The 14,895-nt window shown below is 69.8% G+C and carries 18 protein-coding genes; 7 read left to right on the plus strand and 11 right to left on the minus strand.

The window, feature by feature from the left end:
* Window positions 1-20 precede the first annotated feature (20 nt).
* The 4 genes from EV379_RS10300 to EV379_RS10315 are packed head-to-tail and all read left to right on the plus strand — an operon-like array spanning window position 21 to window position 2,374.
* Complete coding sequence (locus EV379_RS10300; RefSeq protein WP_130506056.1) at window positions 21-500, plus strand: thioredoxin domain-containing protein; 480 nt, start codon at window positions 21-23, stop codon at window positions 498-500.
* On the plus strand, window positions 481-981 hold the full coding sequence (locus tag EV379_RS10305; RefSeq protein ID WP_130506057.1) for a DUF4395 domain-containing protein: 501 nt from the start codon (window positions 481-483) through the stop codon (window positions 979-981). The genes EV379_RS10300 and EV379_RS10305 overlap by 20 nt, the downstream gene beginning before the upstream one ends.
* A 22-nt stretch (window positions 982-1,003) precedes the next feature.
* Window positions 1,004-1,429, plus strand: a complete 426-nt coding sequence (locus tag EV379_RS10310) for an OsmC family protein (protein ID WP_130506058.1) — start codon at window positions 1,004-1,006, stop codon at window positions 1,427-1,429.
* A complete protein-coding gene (locus EV379_RS10315; RefSeq protein ID WP_242616324.1) occupies window positions 1,430-2,374 on the plus strand; it encodes a TIGR01777 family oxidoreductase in 945 nt (314 codons plus the stop codon). It abuts the gene before it with no gap.
* A gap of 133 nt (window positions 2,375-2,507) precedes the next feature.
* On the opposite strand, the gene EV379_RS10320 is transcribed toward EV379_RS10315, so the two are convergent.
* Together EV379_RS10320 and dapB are read right to left on the minus strand one after the other, a co-directional pair.
* Window positions 2,508-2,951, minus strand: a complete 444-nt coding sequence (locus EV379_RS10320) for a hypothetical protein (protein ID WP_423203246.1) — start codon at window positions 2,949-2,951, stop codon at window positions 2,508-2,510.
* Window positions 2,948-3,793 carry a 4-hydroxy-tetrahydrodipicolinate reductase gene (dapB, locus tag EV379_RS10325; protein ID WP_130506059.1) on the minus strand — a complete coding sequence of 282 codons (846 nt, stop codon included), beginning with the start codon at window positions 3,791-3,793 and terminating at the stop codon, window positions 2,948-2,950. Before dapB ends, EV379_RS10320 begins: the two co-directional genes overlap by 4 nt.
* An 80-nt stretch (window positions 3,794-3,873) precedes the next feature.
* Between dapB and EV379_RS10330 the strand changes: the two genes are divergently transcribed.
* Window positions 3,874-4,368, plus strand: coding sequence for a GNAT family N-acetyltransferase (locus EV379_RS10330; RefSeq protein WP_130506060.1), 495 nt, complete (start codon window positions 3,874-3,876; stop codon window positions 4,366-4,368).
* A 76-nt stretch (window positions 4,369-4,444) separates the two neighbouring features.
* Here EV379_RS10330 and EV379_RS10335 read toward each other — a convergent pair whose 3' ends face one another.
* Both EV379_RS10335 and EV379_RS10340 read right to left on the minus strand, forming a co-directional pair.
* Window positions 4,445-5,047 carry a histidine phosphatase family protein gene (locus EV379_RS10335; protein ID WP_130506061.1) on the minus strand — a complete coding sequence of 201 codons (603 nt, stop codon included), beginning with the start codon at window positions 5,045-5,047 and terminating at the stop codon, window positions 4,445-4,447.
* A 50-nt stretch (window positions 5,048-5,097) separates the two neighbouring features.
* Complete coding sequence (locus EV379_RS10340; RefSeq protein WP_130506062.1) at window positions 5,098-6,612, minus strand: M16 family metallopeptidase; 1,515 nt, start codon at window positions 6,610-6,612, stop codon at window positions 5,098-5,100.
* A gap of 472 nt (window positions 6,613-7,084) precedes the next feature.
* On the opposite strand from EV379_RS10340, the gene EV379_RS10345 reads away from it, so the two are divergent.
* Entirely contained in the window at window positions 7,085-7,642 is a 558-nt protein-coding gene (locus tag EV379_RS10345) for a TetR/AcrR family transcriptional regulator (protein ID WP_242616325.1), read from the plus strand.
* A 4-nt stretch (window positions 7,643-7,646) separates the two neighbouring features.
* On the opposite strand, the gene EV379_RS10350 is transcribed toward EV379_RS10345, so the two are convergent.
* The 7 genes from EV379_RS10350 to EV379_RS10380 all read right to left on the minus strand — a co-directional run bounded on the left by EV379_RS10350 (window position 7,647) and on the right by EV379_RS10380 (window position 13,905).
* Entirely contained in the window at window positions 7,647-8,798 is a 1,152-nt protein-coding gene (locus tag EV379_RS10350) for an aldo/keto reductase (RefSeq protein ID WP_130506064.1), read from the minus strand.
* 90 nt (window positions 8,799-8,888) lie between these two features.
* Window positions 8,889-9,749 (minus strand): MurR/RpiR family transcriptional regulator, encoded by an 861-nt coding sequence (locus EV379_RS10355; protein WP_130506065.1) that lies wholly within the window; start codon window positions 9,747-9,749, stop codon window positions 8,889-8,891.
* Complete coding sequence (phnE, locus tag EV379_RS10360) at window positions 9,730-10,542, minus strand: phosphonate ABC transporter, permease protein PhnE (RefSeq protein WP_130506066.1); 813 nt, start codon at window positions 10,540-10,542, stop codon at window positions 9,730-9,732. The genes EV379_RS10355 and phnE (EV379_RS10360) overlap by 20 nt, the downstream gene beginning before the upstream one ends.
* The gene (gene phnE / locus EV379_RS10365) at window positions 10,539-11,363 is read right to left on the minus strand and encodes a phosphonate ABC transporter, permease protein PhnE (RefSeq protein ID WP_130506067.1); all 825 of its coding nucleotides are present in this window, start codon (window positions 11,361-11,363) and stop codon (window positions 10,539-10,541) included. The genes phnE (EV379_RS10360) and phnE (EV379_RS10365) overlap by 4 nt, the downstream gene beginning before the upstream one ends.
* Window positions 11,360-12,184, minus strand: coding sequence for a phosphonate ABC transporter ATP-binding protein (gene phnC, locus EV379_RS10370; protein ID WP_130506068.1), 825 nt, complete (start codon window positions 12,182-12,184; stop codon window positions 11,360-11,362). Before phnC ends, phnE (EV379_RS10365) begins: the two co-directional genes overlap by 4 nt.
* A gap of 3 nt (window positions 12,185-12,187) precedes the next feature.
* Window positions 12,188-13,165 carry a phosphate/phosphite/phosphonate ABC transporter substrate-binding protein gene (gene phnD, locus EV379_RS10375; RefSeq protein ID WP_207226231.1) on the minus strand — a complete coding sequence of 326 codons (978 nt, stop codon included), beginning with the start codon at window positions 13,163-13,165 and terminating at the stop codon, window positions 12,188-12,190.
* A gap of 53 nt (window positions 13,166-13,218) precedes the next feature.
* Window positions 13,219-13,905: an HAD family hydrolase gene (locus EV379_RS10380; RefSeq protein WP_242616326.1), complete on the minus strand. Its 687-nt coding sequence runs from the start codon at window positions 13,903-13,905 to the stop codon at window positions 13,219-13,221.
* A gap of 171 nt (window positions 13,906-14,076) precedes the next feature.
* On the opposite strand from EV379_RS10380, the gene EV379_RS10385 reads away from it, so the two are divergent.
* A complete protein-coding gene (locus EV379_RS10385) occupies window positions 14,077-14,886 on the plus strand; it encodes an amino acid deaminase (protein ID WP_242616327.1) in 810 nt (269 codons plus the stop codon).
* The last annotated feature ends 9 nt before the right edge of the window (window positions 14,887-14,895 follow it).

Genomic DNA, 14,895 nt, shown 5'->3' on the forward strand with positions numbered 1-14,895 from the left:
CCGCGGCGTAGATTCACCGCATGGATTGGCCGTACGCCCTGATCGGCGCCTTCGCCCTGCTCGCCGCGAGCACGGTTCTCGGGCTGCTCTGGAAGGCGCGCACCGGGCGGGCGGAGGCCACGACAGCCGGGGCCCCGCCTGCCATCGTGCTGGCGGTCGAGCTGGCCGATCCCGCCTCCGCCGCCCCGGCTCCGACACTCGGTGAGCGCGCGACCCTGCTGCAGTTCTCCACCGAGTTCTGCGCCCGCTGTCCGCAGACCCGCACGCTGCTCGCCGGCATCGCGGATGCCGCAGACGGCGTCAGCGCGATCGAGATCGACCTCGGCGCGCGGCCGGAACTCGCCCGCCGCTTCCGCGTCATGCAGACGCCGACCGTGCTCATGCTCGACGCGGCCGGGGTCGTGCGGGCACGCATCGGCGGAGCCCCCGACCGTCGCACCGTCACAGAACAACTCGCGCTGATCCTCGAAAGGGACCCCCATGTCACAGCCATCGGTTGAACCGCAGACTCAGGCCAGCACGGCGTCCGCGGCAGCGGGCACGGACGCCCCTGCCGGCATCGACCCACGCGGTCCGCGCTTCAGCGCAGCCATCACCGCGCTGCTGCTGCTCGGCGTCGTCGCGCTCTCGCTCGCCGCCGCCGACACGGCCGCCCTGATCGGCCTGGCGGTGATCTCTGCCCTCTTCGCGTGGGGCGCGTTCGCCGGCATCCAACGCCATCCATACGGCGTGCTGTTCCGGACACTCGTGCGGCCCCGCCTCGCTGCTCCCACCGAGTTGGAAGACCCGCGCCCGCCGACATTCGCGCAGGGCGTCGGCTTCGTCGTGACCGCGATCGGCGTGCTGCTCGGCCTGCTCGCGATCCCGGCGGCCGTCGGGATCGCGGCGGCCGCCGCTTTCGTTGCGGCATTCCTGAACGCGGTGTTCGGCTACTGCATCGGATGCCAGCTTTACGTGCTGCTGCTGCGCCTGCGCGGTTAGGCTGGGGCCAGGAGGTTTCACAATGGCATTGACCAGCGAAGCAACAACGGTATGGAACGGATCACTTTTCGAGGGTGCGGGCGTCGTCTCGCTCGACTCGTCGAAGGCCGCGGAATTCCCGGTGAACTGGAAGGCGCGCTCTGAGGGCGCCCCGCACACCACCAACCCAGAAGAGCTGCTCGGCGCGGCACACGCCGCCTGCTTCTCGATGGCGTTCTCGCTCGCGCTGACGCAGGCCGGTCACACGCCGGACAGCATCCAGACGACGGCGGCCGTCACCTTCGAGCCAGGCAAGGGCGTTCTCGGCAGCCACCTGCTCGTCAACGCCGTCGTGCCGGGAATCAGCGAGGAGGAGTTCCACCGCATCGCTGAGGACGCGAAGGTGAACTGCCCCATCTCGACGGCGCTCGCCAGCATCCCGATCACTCTCGAAGCCGAACTGGCCTAGGTGGCCGACCGCGCACTCCCGAACGTTCCCCGCACGCGTCGCCAGAAGGAGTCCCAGCTGCGGGTTCTGATCTCCGGCGCGTCCGGACTGATCGGCACCGAGCTCACCCGTCAGCTGGAGTCGACCGGTCACACCGTTCTCCGTCTCGTGCGCCGGCGGCCGGAGTCGGAGAACGAGGTGAACTGGGCACCGACCGCGCGCATCCTCGACTTCACGTTGATGAACAACGTCGATGCCGTCGTCAACCTCTCCGGCGCCTCTCTGGCTCGACTGCCGTGGACGGGTGCCTACCGCAAGGAAATCCTGTCCTCGCGGATCGAGACGACGCACGCGCTGACGGATGCCATGCGGATGGCGTCATCGCCCCCGCCGGTGTTCCTCAGCGCCGCGGCCGTCGGCATCTACGGCGACCGGCCAGGCGAACGCCTGACCGAGCAGTCGATGCGTGGCCACGGCTTCCTGGCCGATGTGGTCGAGGCGTGGGAGAAGGCCGCGCACCTCGCGCCGGAGAAGACGCGCGTCGTCACCTTCCGCAGCGGCCTCGTACTCGGTGCAGGCGGCGCGCTCGGCCGGCTCGAGACGATCACCAAGCTCGGACTCGGCGGCCCGCTCGGCAGTGGTGGCCAGCACTGGCCGTGGGTCAGCCTCTACGACGAGGCCGCCGCCATCCGGCACCTGCTCACCTCGCAGCTGAGCGGCCCCGTGAACATCGTCGGACCGACCCCGGCGACCGCAGACCGCGTGACCAAGAGTCTCGCGACAGCGCTGCACCGCCCGTATCGCTTCGCCGTGCCGGAGCGCCTGGTGTCGCTGGCGCTGCAGGACGCCGGCGAGCAGCTGCTGCTTGCCAGCCAGAAGGTGGTGCCGGAGAAGCTGCTGGCCGACGGTTTCAGCTTCCGGCACGAGACCGTGGAGTCCGCGATCGCGGCGATGCTCGACCGCTGAGCGCCGCGGCCGCGGACGCGGCCCTGCGAACTCGTAGATTCGGCGCGGTCGGCAGCGTACACAGCGCCGATACGTCGAGTTCGCGGATGCCGGCGGGTGCTGCGCGACGCGGCGCGCGGCGGCATCCGGCGGTTCAGTGGGCCGCGCGCTCCAGCGCGATCGCGCGGATGATGGCCTTGCGGGCGCGCCGACGGTCGCCGGCTGCGTCGTAGGCGAGGCCGAGCCGGAACCAGGCGCGCCAGTCCTCCGGCGCAGCCTCGACCTCGGCCTGGAAACGGGCGAAGTCCTCGTCTGCGGCATCCCGCAGCGGGCGACCGCTCGCCCGCGTCGGGAGCGTCTCCTCCGGCAGCTCGCCCTCTGCATCCAGAACGGCGACGAGCCGCTGTGATCTGACGCCGAACAGCAGCTCACGGCCGAGCGCCCATGCGCCCACCAGTGGCAGCACGATGAGCGCGATGCCGATCCCGACGGCGACGGGCTCCCCCGTCGCCACGAACTGCACGGCCCGCCAGCCGATCAGCACGATGTACAGCGCGAGCAGCGCGGCCATCAGGATGGCCGCGGTCCTCCCCTTCACAGGGCGGAACCGGCGGCCGAGGCGACGCCGCCGGCCACGGCCTCGGCGTCGGCGGCATCGCCGAGCGGGGCGATGGGGCTCGCGGCATCCGGAAGCCCGAGGTTGAGGAGCCCGTCGAGGCCGACGGTGACCCCACTGAGCCCGGGCAGAGCGCGCAGCGCGAGCACGATCCCCTGCTCGTAGGAGCTGCTCGAGAGGGTGTCGTGGCGCACGGTCAGGGTCTCGCCGACGCCGCCGAGGATCACCTCTTGTCTGGCGAGGAGCCCGCTGAGGCGCAGGCTGTGGATCGGGATGCCGTCGACCTTCTGACCGCGCGCGCGCTGGTCGGTGTGCGGCGCCTCGACCGGGCCGAGCAGTCCACGCGCCTCGGCGATGCGCTCTGCGGTGCGGACGGCGGTGCCCGACGGGGAGTCGATCTTGCCCGCGTGGTGGGCCTCGATGATCTCGATCGAGTCGAAGAAGCGCGCGGCGAGGGTGCTGAGGGCCGTGCCGAGCACGGAGCCGACGGAGAAGTTCGGGACGATGAGCACCGCGGCGTCCGTGCCGAGCGCGTCGACGCGGCGACTCAGGGTCGCGACGGCATCCGCCGACCAGCCTGATGTGCCGACGAGCACGCTGAGCCCGTGCTCGAGCGCGAAGTCCACGACGCCGGGGCTGACGCCCGGGTGGGTGAAGTCGATGGCGATGTCGGTCTTGGCGCCGTCGACGCCGAGCATCTGCTCAAGGGCGCTCGAAGAGTCAAGCTCCGCGACGAGCTCGAAGCCATCTGTCTCGTGCACGAGGCGGGCGGCGAGCTGTCCCATTTTGCCGGTGGCGCCAATGATGGCAACGCGTGAAGTCACCTGATCAGACTAGCAAGCGCCCGCTGCGCGCCGGCCGCCGCCCGGCTGCGCGCACGCCAGCGCGGCCGTACGCTTGGCTCATGTTGCAGTTTGTTGAGATAGGCGTCGAAAACGCGGACGCCCACCAGCTCCTCGTCGAGTACTTCGCCGAGCGCGCCGCCGGTTTCCCCGCCGAGCAGGGCCAGTACACGACGACGTTTCCGCAGCCGGATCAGTTCGTGCCGCCTGCCGGGCAGTTCGTGCTCGCGCTGGAGCGCGCGGATGGCACCGACGGCGAGCTCGTCGGCTGCGGTGGCATCCGACGCATTCAGCGCGCGGATGCCGGCCTGGTGCGGTTCGAGCTGAAGCACCTGTTCCTGCGGCCGAGTGTGCGCGGCAGGGGCTACGGCGGTCTGCTGCTCGCCGAGCTCGAGCGCCGGGCCGTGCTGCTCGGCGCCGAGGAGATCGTGCTCGACACCAATGCAAGTCTCGAATCGGCCGGGGCGCTGTACCGGCGGGCCGGCTACAGCGACATCGCCGCGTACAACGCCAACCCGAATGCCACGAACTGGTACGGCAAGCAGCTGACGCCGTAGCCGAGTCGGGGTTTCGACAGGCTCAACCGACGGAGCTTCCGCGGGTTGAGGCTGTCGAAATCCTGGCGTGCCCGCGCTAGATCTGCAGCTGGTCCGGCAGGCCGGTGCGCAGTTCGAACGGCAGGTGCCCGAGGTCGTTGTGCGTCACGAGGGTCCACGGCCGGCCCGGCTTCTGCTGCAGCACGGTGAGTCCGCAGTTGGCCTGGTTGATGCTCACCCAACGCCAGTCGGGCGCACCGAGCACCTCACGCACGAACCAACCGATGACGAAGTTGTGGGTGATGAGCAGGTCGTGGCGCTCCGTGCTGCTCGACTGCAGGAACTCCGCCGTCGCGTCCTCCATCTGGGCGCGGCCGGCCTCGATCTCGGCTGCGGTCACCGAACCGAAGAATGGGTCGTAGCTGGATGGCGTCTCCGGCGACGGTCCAGAGGGAATGCAGTCGAAGAGCAGCGCCGACGGCTCCGGGGTGATCGCGGGCATCCGCTCGGCGATGATCGCGGCCGTCTCGGCGGCGCGCTGCAGTGGGGAGTGCCACGCTCCGGTGAACGGGACACCGCCGAGACGCTCGGCGACGAGCTGGGCCTGGCGGATGCCGCGCGGCGAGAGTGGGCCGTCCGGGAGGCCGTGTTCGGCGTCCTGCTGCTCGCCGTGGCGCACGAGATAAAGGTAGTGGGGCACCGGTGACCCTTTCTGATGATTCTCTGGAGACTGGGCAGGCGAGCGAGGGCTCAGCGCTGCGTTGGTGATGACGGGGGTTCTGGGGCGGATGCCGCGGCAACCGCATCGCCGACGGAGCCGGCCTGTGCACCGGGAAGCACCGCGGCGCTGCCGCCGTGCGCAGGCGACGTCGATGCCGCGCCCGATCCGCTGGGGAGAATTGAGGAGAAGACGTCCTCGTCGATGGCGCCGACGGCGACGATCGAGAGCGGACCGTCGGCGAGGTCCGCGGCCAGCGCCTGCACATCCTCGGCGCCGACGAGGGCGAGCCGGCGCAGTGCCTCGTCGAGGTCGACGAACTCCCCCGTGGTGATCTCGGAGCGTCCGAGCCGCGACATGCGGGTGTCTGAGTCCTCCAGTGCCAGCGCGGAGGCCCCGGAGAGCTGTCCGTTGGCGCGCAGCATCTCGTCGGCGCTGACACCGTGCTCGGCAAGACGGTGCAGCTCACCGAGCAGCAGCTCGGCGACCTGGCCGCTCTTGGCCGGAGAGCATCCGGCGTAGAGACCGAACAGGCCGGCATCCGAGTACGAGGCGGCGTAGGAGTAGACGGAGTATGCGAGGCCGCGCTTCTCGCGGACCTCCTGGAACAGACGAGAGGACATGCCGCCGCCGAGGATCGAGTTGAGGACGCTCATCGTGACACGGCGGTCGTCGGCCGCGACGATGCCGGGCACGCCGAGCAGCATGTTGACCTGCTCGAGCGGACGGTGGACGACGGTGAGCGGGCTGCCCTGGCTGATCGGCACGGCCGTGAGGCTGCGTCTGGCCACGGGTGCGGCCTCAACACTGAGGTCCCATCCCGCCTCCTCCAGGCTGGCCGTGACGATCGCGACGAGTTCGTCATGGTCGACCGCACCGGCCACCGAGACGACGAGGTCGTTCGGGCGGTAGTTGGCGCGGTAGTGCTCCATCACCGCGTCGCGGGTGACGGCCTCGATGTGCTCCGGTGTTCCCCCGATCGGGCGGCCGAGCGGGTGGTCACCGAGCACCGCGCGGAAGAAGCTCTCGTTGGCGACGTCGGCCGGGTCATCCTGCGACATCGAGAGCTCTTCGAGGATGACGCCCCGCTCGGTCTCGAACTCGCTCGGGTCCAGCACGGAGGACGCGAGCATGTCGGTGAGCACGCGGGTGGCCATCGGCAGATCGCGATCGCGCACCTTGGCGTAGTAGCAGGTGTACTCCTTCGCGGTCATGGCGTTGTGTTCGCCGCCGACGGCGTCGAAGGAGACGGCAATGTCGAGCGCCGAACGGGTCGTCGTGCCTTTGAAGAGGAGGTGCTCGAGGAAGTGGGTGGAGCCGAACGTCGCCGGGTGTGCCGGCTTCCCGCCGTTGGCCGGCCTCGCCGGCTGCTCGTCGCGCGAGCCGACCGCGACCCAGAAGCCGATCGTCGCGCTGCGTGCGCCGACGATCTGCTCGCTCAGGATGCGCACGCCGCTCGGCAACACGCTGCGCCGCACGCGCGCATCGCCGGAGGCCTGAAAGGACAGCTCGGCCATGCCCAGGGGAAGATCTACTGCACCGTTCATCAGTGCCACCCTACGCCAGCGCTCCGACAGCGGGCCCGGGGAGTGCGGGGCAGGCGCACTCAGATCGTCGCGGGTCCGCGTGGAAGCGGGTCAGGAACGCTCGGATTCTGCGCGGTGACTCCGGGCGCGCCGATGGCCGTGCAAGAGGCCGAACACGCATGAAAAAATAGGGGCAGACAGATCGGTACGCCCATGCTACTGTCGTGTCGTTGTCGCGCGGTGGCACCCCCAAAACGCCGCACGACAACGAGCGATCGCACGTTCGCGAGGGCGTCGATCACACACTTCCACCGTCCCGAACGTCGGCGGAGGCATCTGAGCTCCGAGAGCCCTACTCTCCGGAATTGCACTGAACGGGCGCCCTAGGGCCCGTGTGTCACAGGCGGAAGCCGCGGCTGCCGCCTCGCGAGGAGGAGTTGGCCGGATGGTCGAGCGAAATGATTCGCCCATCCGGCCAACTACCCACGCACGGGTGCGCATTCTCGACACGGCGAATCGCCTGTTCTACGACGAGGGCGTCCACACGGTCGGGATCAACCGCATCATCGCGGAGGCGCGCGTCACCAAGACGACCTTCTACAAGTACTACCCGTCCAAGGACCTGCTGATCGTCGCCTACCTCCGGGTCCGGGACGACTACATCCGGGACATCCTCACCGAGATCCTCCGCACGAGCGCGGATCCGCTCGTCCGCCTGGAGTTGCTCGTCGATGCGATCGCGGGGGAAGCGCAGAAGCCCGACTTCCGCGGCTGCCCGTTCATCAACGCGACCGCGCAGTTCAGCGATCCGGCACACCCGGTTCGAGAGGCGATCGCCCGGCACCGGCAGTGGTACGGCACCGAGGTCGAAGCGCTGTTCCGCGACGCGGGACACCCGAGCCCAGGCACGGCCCGCGATGACTACTTCCTCGCCCGCGATGGCGCGTACGCCAGCGCGAACCTCGGCGACCCCGTTGCGGCGCAGGCCGCGCTGCGCCGCGCGATGGGGCAGCTGATCGAGCAGGCGAGCGCCGGCGGACGCAACGACTGAGCGATCAGTTCGCGGCCGTCGCCCGGTCGAGCTCGATCATGTCCGTTCGACTCAGCCGGAACGCGGATGCCGCCATCACGGCGTCCAGCTGCGCGGCGCTGCTCACGCCGACGACCGGCGCGCAGACGCTGCTCTTCGCCTGCAACCAGGCGATTGCGATCGTGGCGAGCTGCACGTTGAAGTCTCCGGCGATGCGATCCATCACGGAGAGCACGCGCGCGCCGCGGCGGTTGAGGTGGGCACCGATCCTGAGACCGCGCGTCGACGGCGTGATCGACGCTCGCGAGCGGTATCCCCCGGCCAGGAAGCCGTTGGCGAGCGCGAAGTACGGCATCACGGCGAGCCCCTGGGCCCTGGCGACGAGGGCGAGCCCCGACTCGTACTCTGAGCGGTTGAGCAGGCTGTAGTTCGTCTGGAGCAGTCGGAATCGCGGCAGCCCGTTGGCGGCGAGCACCCTGGCCTCGAGCAGCCGTTCGGCCGTGAAGTTCGATGCAGCCAGGTAGCGCACCTTTCCGGCGCGCATGAGCGCGTCGACGGCGCTGAGGCTCTCTTCGAGCTCCACCTCGCGGTCGTCGACGTGGAAGGTGAGCACATCGATGTGGTCGGTGCGCAGGCGGCGCAGCGAGGCGTTGACGGCATCCTCGATGCCGGCGGCACCGAGGCCGCGGAACTCCGGATCACGACCGATCTTGGTCGAGAGCACCATCCGATCGCGGCAGCCGACGGCCCGCATCCACGATCCGATGAGGTGCTCACTCCGCCCGGACGCGTAGCTGTCCGCCGTGTCGATGAAGTTGCCGCCGAGCTCGCGGTAGCGGTCGAGCACCTCGTTCGCCGTCTCGGCACCGAGGGTCCAACCGAAGACGCTGGTGCCCAGAGCGACCGGTGAGACCGTGAGATCGGTGTCCGCGACGTGATGGCGCTCGGCGGAGATGACAGCGTCAGAGGCCGATGTGCCATAGGCCGATGTGCCAGCGGCCGACGTGTCAGCTGGTGCCTGCTGTGCGGGGCTCCCCAGCTCCGCGATGTCGGCGAGCCCGGATATGGCTCCAGAATGCGGCGAGAATTCCGGCCCCCCGGCCGGGCTCTGCTGAGCCAGCTGCTCCTGATTCTCGTCGTAACGCTTTCGGGCCCCCACCCGAATATGTTGAGTCATGCTCACCCCTTCTCGCTTTTCTCAGCGTAGGACAAGCTCACTCACAGCGGGCGTACCGACAGGCGAACTGTTACCAAACTGTAGGCGATCTCAGTCGCTGAGGTTGTCGCTGAGGATATCGAGCACCCTGGCCCGCGTCTCAACCACCGCGTCACCGAGGCGGCTCGCTGCGACCTCGACGAGCGACTCGAGCAGCACGACGTGCGGGATCCGGGAGGTGTGCTCGAGTTCGCCACGGAAGGTCGCGCGCGCCGGCGCGACCACGAGGGAGACGTCGGCGAGCGAGACGAGCGGCGACGAGGCGAAGGAGGTGATGACGATGAGGGCGGCCCCTGACGCTCGCACGGCACGCGCGGCCTTGAGGCTCGACTCGTTGGCGCCGCTTCCGCTGATGATGATGCAGGCATCCCGCTCCCCCAGCTGCCGCGCGGCGATCTGCTGGCCGATCGCGTCGCCGACGTACTCTGTCGGGCGGCCGATGGCCGTCAAGCGCAGCGAGAGGTCGGTCGCCAGCGGCGCGGAGAGGCCGTTGGCGACCGCGAGGAGACGAGAGGAGCCGACGAGCAGCGTGACCGCGCGGTCGACGGCGTCTGCGCTCAGCATCGCCGAGATCTGCGGCAGCGAGTCAGCCAGCGCGTCGATGTCGGCACGGATCCGCCCCAGCGCGCTGCTGCCGTAGTCGTGGTCGCGGCCGGCCGCCTGGGCGAGTTCGCGGGTGAGGGCGACGCGCAGCTGCGGGTAGCCCCGGTAGCCCAGGCTCTGTCCAGTGCGCACCACCGTCGAGCGCGCCACCCCTGCCCGGTCGGCCAGCTCCTGGGCGGTGAGCTCGACGACGCTTTCCGCCTCGGCGAGGATCAGCTCGGCGACGCGGCGCTCACTCGGTTGCAGCGAGGGGATGACGGTCGCGATACGGGTCGTCGGGTGGGCGAGCTCACTGCCGGTCCAGGTCACGAACGGGGGCCCCTTCTGTGATGCGGCGCCGGATGGCCGCCGATGCGGCGTCGATGCTCATGGTCACGACGACGACGACGATCAGAAGCACGCCGACGGTGGACCACTCGCGATACTGGGTGTACGAGGTGAGCATATCTCCGATGCCGCCGACGCCGATCAGGCCGAGCACGGCGCTGGAGCGCACGTTGATCTCGAAGCGGTACAGCCAGAACGAGAAGAATGCGGGGGCCGACTGGGGCCAGACGCCCCAGCGCAGCGCGTGCATGGTGCCGCCGCCTGCGGCCCGCACGGCCTCGACGGGGCCCTGGTCGATCCCCTCGACGGATTCGTAGCCCCACTTGCCGAGGGTTCCGACGCCATTCACGGCCAGGGCCAGCGCCCCGGTCAGCGGCGTGAGCCCGGTGACGGAGAGGATGACGATGGCGATGATGATCTCCGGCACCGCCCGGATCAGCGCAAATCCGATGCGCAGCACCCCGCGCACCGGCGGCGCACCGTAGCCGCGTGCGGCGAGGAAGCTGAGCGGGGTCGCGATGAGGATGCCGAGCACGGTGCCGAGCCAGGCCATCTGAATCGAGCGCCAGGTCTGCCAGAGCGCCTCGGGCAGCTTGTCCCAGTTGGGGTCGGAGAACATGAGCCAGAGGTAGCGGGCAATCTCCGCCGGCACATCGATGAGACGCGACCAGTTGATGTCGATCGACCAGAAGGCGAGCACGACGACGGCGGTGACGGAGATCCACACGACACGCAGCCAGGGCTGCCGCGGTTTCAGCGGGATGGCGAGGCTCATACGAGCCTCTTCCGCACGGCGGAACTGACGGTGTCAATGGCGACGACGACGATGAGAATCTCCAGAATGATCAACGACAGCTGGTCGTATCGGTAGAAGGTGCGCACGGCGTCGATGAGCAGGCCGAGGCCGCCGGCCCCGACGAGGCCGAGCACGGTCGACGCCCGCACGTTGAGTTCGAGCACGTAGAGGGTCTGGTTGACGAAGGCGGGCCAGGTGTCGGGCAGCGCGATGGCCCTGTTGATCTGGAACTGGGTCGCGCCGGCCGCGCGCCCGGCCTCGAGAGCGCCGGCGTCGTTGGACTCGATCGACTCGGACACCATCTTCACGACGATGCCGACGTTGAACAGCACGAGGGCGAGGATGCCAGGCAGGGCGCCGACGCCGACCATCGCCACGAGTATGGCCGCATAGAGCAGCTCGGGAACCGCGCGCACCACGTTGAGCAGGAAACGCACGACCGTGCGGCTGACCGTGTTCGGGTTCGTCAGCCTCGCCGCCAGGAAACTGAGCGGAAGGGAGATCGCCGCACCGATGGCCGTGGCGATCACGGCCATCTGCAGGGTTTCCACGAGCGGCGCGATGGTGCGCGGGAAGAACGCCCAGTCCGGCTGCAGCAGCTGGAGGATCTTCTCCGCGCCGTTCTGCCAGTTGCGGATGATGGCGTCGAGGCTGAAGCCGACCCCGATGCCTGGCAGCATCGTGATGATGGTGATCAGCAGCACGATGCCCGCCGCGAGCCACGGCTTCCAGCGGCCGGCGGGGCGGGGCGGCGGAACGATGCTGCGCACGGTGGGTGGTGCTGCGAGAAGCTGCGTCACGAGCCGAGCCGGTCTTCCGCCTCGATGGAGCGGCCGTAGATGGCTTCGAAGTCGGCATCCGTCGCCGTGGCCGCCGGGCCGTCGTAGACGATGCGGCCTGCCCGCAGGCCGATCATGCGCGTGCCGTACTGCCTGGCGAGATCCATGAGGTGCAGATTCGTGAGCACGGTGATGCCGAGTTCCTGGTTGATCCGGCGCAGGTCACGCATGACCCCGTGCGCGGTCGGCGGGTCGAGGCTCGCGACGGGCTCGTCGGCGAGCACGAGCTTGGGCTCCTGGGCGAGGGCTCTGGCGATGGCGACACGCTGCTGCTGGCCACCGGAGAGCGACGAGGCCCGATCCCAGGCCTTGGCGAGGATATCGACCCGGTCGAGGGCCTCGAAGGCGATCAGCTTGTCGGCGGATGTCGGCATGCCGAGCAGGGTGCGCCAGGTGCTCGTGTGGGCGAGACGCCCGACGAGCACGTTGTTCAGCACGCTCGTGCGGCCGGCCAGGTTGAAGCCCTGGAAGATCATGCCGATCTGCCCGCGCAGCTGGCGCAGCTCCCGGGCGCCGGCGGTGTCGAGGCGGAACCCCCCGACCTCGAGGGTGCCGCTGGTGACGGGGACGAGCCCGTTGATCGTGCGGATCAGGCTGGACTTGCCCGAGCCGGAGAGCCCGACGACGGAGACCATCTCGCCGGCCTCGATGCTGAGGCTCACCCCGTCGAGGGCGACGACACCGGTCGGATAGCGCACGGTGAGCTCGTGCATGCGGATGGACCACGGCGCAGCGGCCGGGGTGGTGACCCCGACCGCTGCGACGGCGTTCTGAACGCTCATGGGTTACTGCAGGCCGAGCTTCGCGGCCGCGCGGGCGACGACGTCGAGCGATGAGGCGTCCGCCGGCGCGAGCTTCGTGATGGAGTAGATGGAGGTCAGGGTCTCCGCGCCCTCCGGCGTGTTCGAGTACTCGAGCAGTGCGGTGGAGATCTTCTCCTGGAGCTCCGGGGAGAGATCGTTGGTGACGGCGACGCCGTCGTTTGGGATCTCCTCGCTGAGCGCGAAGACGACGACCTTCTGGCCGACATCCGGGACGTCCTTCTTCACGATGTCGCGGGCATCCCAGAAGCTGAAGCCGACCTCGGCGTCGCCGTTGTAGACGGCGAGCACGCTCGCGTCGTTGGCCGTGACCGGGAGCTGCTCGATGTCGGTGTCGGTGTCGAGCCCGGCCTCCTGCAGCGCCAGCATCGGGTAGATGTAGCCCGCTGGCGAGCCCGGACCGAGCAGTGCGACCTTGGAACCGGCGATCGTGCCGATCGCGTCGAGTCCTGCAGGGCCCTTCAGCGCGTCGGCGCCGTTGCAGAACAGCTTGCCGTCGCGTTCGACCGGAGTGTCCTCGCAGTACTTGTCCGGGTTGTTCGTCATGAACTGGGCCGGGTAAGTGATGTTGCCGTTGCGCTCGGTCTGCAGCACGACGTTGGCGTCGTACATGTCGCTGGCCTGCCACAGCTGCAGCGACGGCAGGAAGCCGATCTGCGCCTGGCCTGCACCCATCGCCTCGACCGCGGCCTGGTAGTCCTTGGAGACGACGCCGGTGACGGGGATCCCGAGCGCCTCTGTGAGCATCTCTGTGAGCGGTGCCGCGGTGTCGACGAGACCGGACTGGTCCTGCGACGGCACGAGCGCGAGGGTGAGCGACGTCGGGTCTGCTGCCGGTGCAGGCGGCTCGGCGCCCACGGTCGCGCTGGGAGCGCAGCCGGCGAGTGCGATGGCGGCGAGTGCAGCGGCGCCGAGGAGCGGGAGGTGCTTGCGAGTGTTCACGATCTACCTTTTCTGGGGTTCTGTTGTGCGGACTTCGATGGGGTTGGCGGGAATCAGGATGGGAGGGCGAGCCAGTCGGCGATGGCGGGGAACAGCTCCTCGAGCGTCTCGGCCCGCATGCTCGGCGTCGCGAGCGGGTCGGCCGGCCCGATGAGCGCCGTCATGCCGCCGCGGGCGTGCACTGGCTGCAGGTCGTTCACCCAGACGTCGCCGATGCTGAGCACGGCGCCGGCGTCTGGCCCGGCGAGTTCGTCGAGCAGCGGCGCCATGCCGCGCGGCTTGCCGACGGAGTGGCGCACGATGTCGAATGCGCCGTCGAGGCCGAGCTGCCGCAGTGCGTCGTCGAGCCGGATGTCCGGGGCGTTCGTGGCGAGCACGAGCACGGCGTTCCCGCGGGCGGCGGCGAGGACATCGGCCAGGCCGGGCACGGGGTGGATCGGGGCGGCCGGAGTGGCGAGCAGTTCGCGGCTCTGCCGGTATGCGCGGCTGAGCAGCGCGGCATCCGTGCCCCACTGCGCGGCGAGCACCCGCACGAGGTCGTAGCCGTCGATCGCGCCGCTTCCGGGCAGGCGCCCGGACGGGTGCAGCTCGAGTGCTGACTCGACCTCGTCACGGAGTTGCCGTGCGGCGGGAGCGGCGAGCTCGGCGGCCACCGCGTTGGCGTAGGCGAGCACCGGCCCGCTGCCGAGGGCGACCGTGCCGTCAAAGTCCCAGACCATGACGCGTTGCTGTTGGGACACTCGACTCCTTGAGAATGTGGCGGTTGTGGCGGTGGCCGACCCGGACCTCCGGGACGATGCGTCCATGGTAGGCAGCCGATTTCGACGCAATCACCACGGCTGGGTGAACGCCCAGTGAACAGCGCACAACGACTCGGTCTGCCCGGTGTTCCGGCGGCCTAGCATTGCCCTGTGCAGCCAACAGACCCGCTCTCCAGCCTCGACATCGCGGCAGCCGAAGGCGTCGGCCCCACCGGGCACGGGGCATCACTCGACGCCCTACTCCGCGCGTCCGTCGCGATCGCATCCGGCGCAGACCCCGCCGCGGCGACGGCGCATTTCACGCCGTGGTTGGCCGCCCAGGTGGCGGCGGATGCCGACGCGGGCCGCTTCGCGCTCTGGGGCGAGTCGACCGTGATCGACGAGCACAGCGGCACAGCGGTGGTGGGTCGGCCGCTGTTCGATCTTCTGCACGAGCTGGCCGGCGTCCGCGCGGTGTGGCCCGTCGGCAACGCCGGCCTGCTGCACGTGTACGGCTACCTGTTCAGCGAGGAGAAGACGCCGTTCGGGTACAAACGCGAGCGGTGGATGGGCGGCGGCGTTGCCGCCGCCCTCGACCTCCCCTCGGAGCACTTCTCACCGTGGACCGTGCACGGAACCGAGACCCTGCTGCAACGGGTGACGGATGCCGCCCTCCCCCGGCTCGGCGCCGAACCGGGGCACGCCGGGCCCGCGGCGTCGGTCGATGAATGGGACGCCGCCGTGCTCGCACGCACCAGGGTGGTCGTCGCCGCAGACGGCTCGGCCGCGCTCGTCTACGGCGTGCGTTGGCCCGACTCCGGGGCGCCGATGCGGCTGGTCACGATCTTCCCCGTTGAGGCCGCATCGGCGGAGTGGCTCCGCGCTCTGGGGTCCGGGCCGCCGCGGCTGCGCTACAACGTTGCCGTCGCAGGCAGGGAGCCGGGTGCCGCGCTGCGGCACACGCGCTTCGCCGTCCGCTGAGCAGCCAGC

Origin of the sequence: Microterricola gilva, from assembly GCF_004217495.1 — a bacterium.
Classification (GTDB): domain Bacteria; phylum Actinomycetota; class Actinomycetes; order Actinomycetales; family Microbacteriaceae; genus Microterricola; species Microterricola gilva.

Coding starts and splice junctions, on each gene's coding strand:
- EV379_RS10305 (WP_130506057.1), top strand. CDS start 481: ATGTCACAGCCATCGGTTGAACCGCAGACTCAGGCCAGCACGGCGTCC.
- phnC (WP_130506068.1), bottom strand. CDS start 12,184: ATGAGCGTTCAGAACGCCGTCGCAGCGGTCGGGGTCACCACCCCGGCC.
- EV379_RS10340 (WP_130506062.1), bottom strand. CDS start 6,612: ATGAACGGTGCAGTAGATCTTCCCCTGGGCATGGCCGAGCTGTCCTTT.
- EV379_RS10330 (WP_130506060.1), top strand. CDS start 3,874: ATGTTGCAGTTTGTTGAGATAGGCGTCGAAAACGCGGACGCCCACCAG.
- EV379_RS10300 (WP_130506056.1), top strand. CDS start 21: ATGGATTGGCCGTACGCCCTGATCGGCGCCTTCGCCCTGCTCGCCGCG.
- phnE (WP_130506066.1), bottom strand. CDS start 10,542: ATGAGCCTCGCCATCCCGCTGAAACCGCGGCAGCCCTGGCTGCGTGTC.
- EV379_RS10310 (WP_130506058.1), top strand. CDS start 1,004: ATGGCATTGACCAGCGAAGCAACAACGGTATGGAACGGATCACTTTTC.
- EV379_RS10350 (WP_130506064.1), bottom strand. CDS start 8,798: ATGACTCAACATATTCGGGTGGGGGCCCGAAAGCGTTACGACGAGAAT.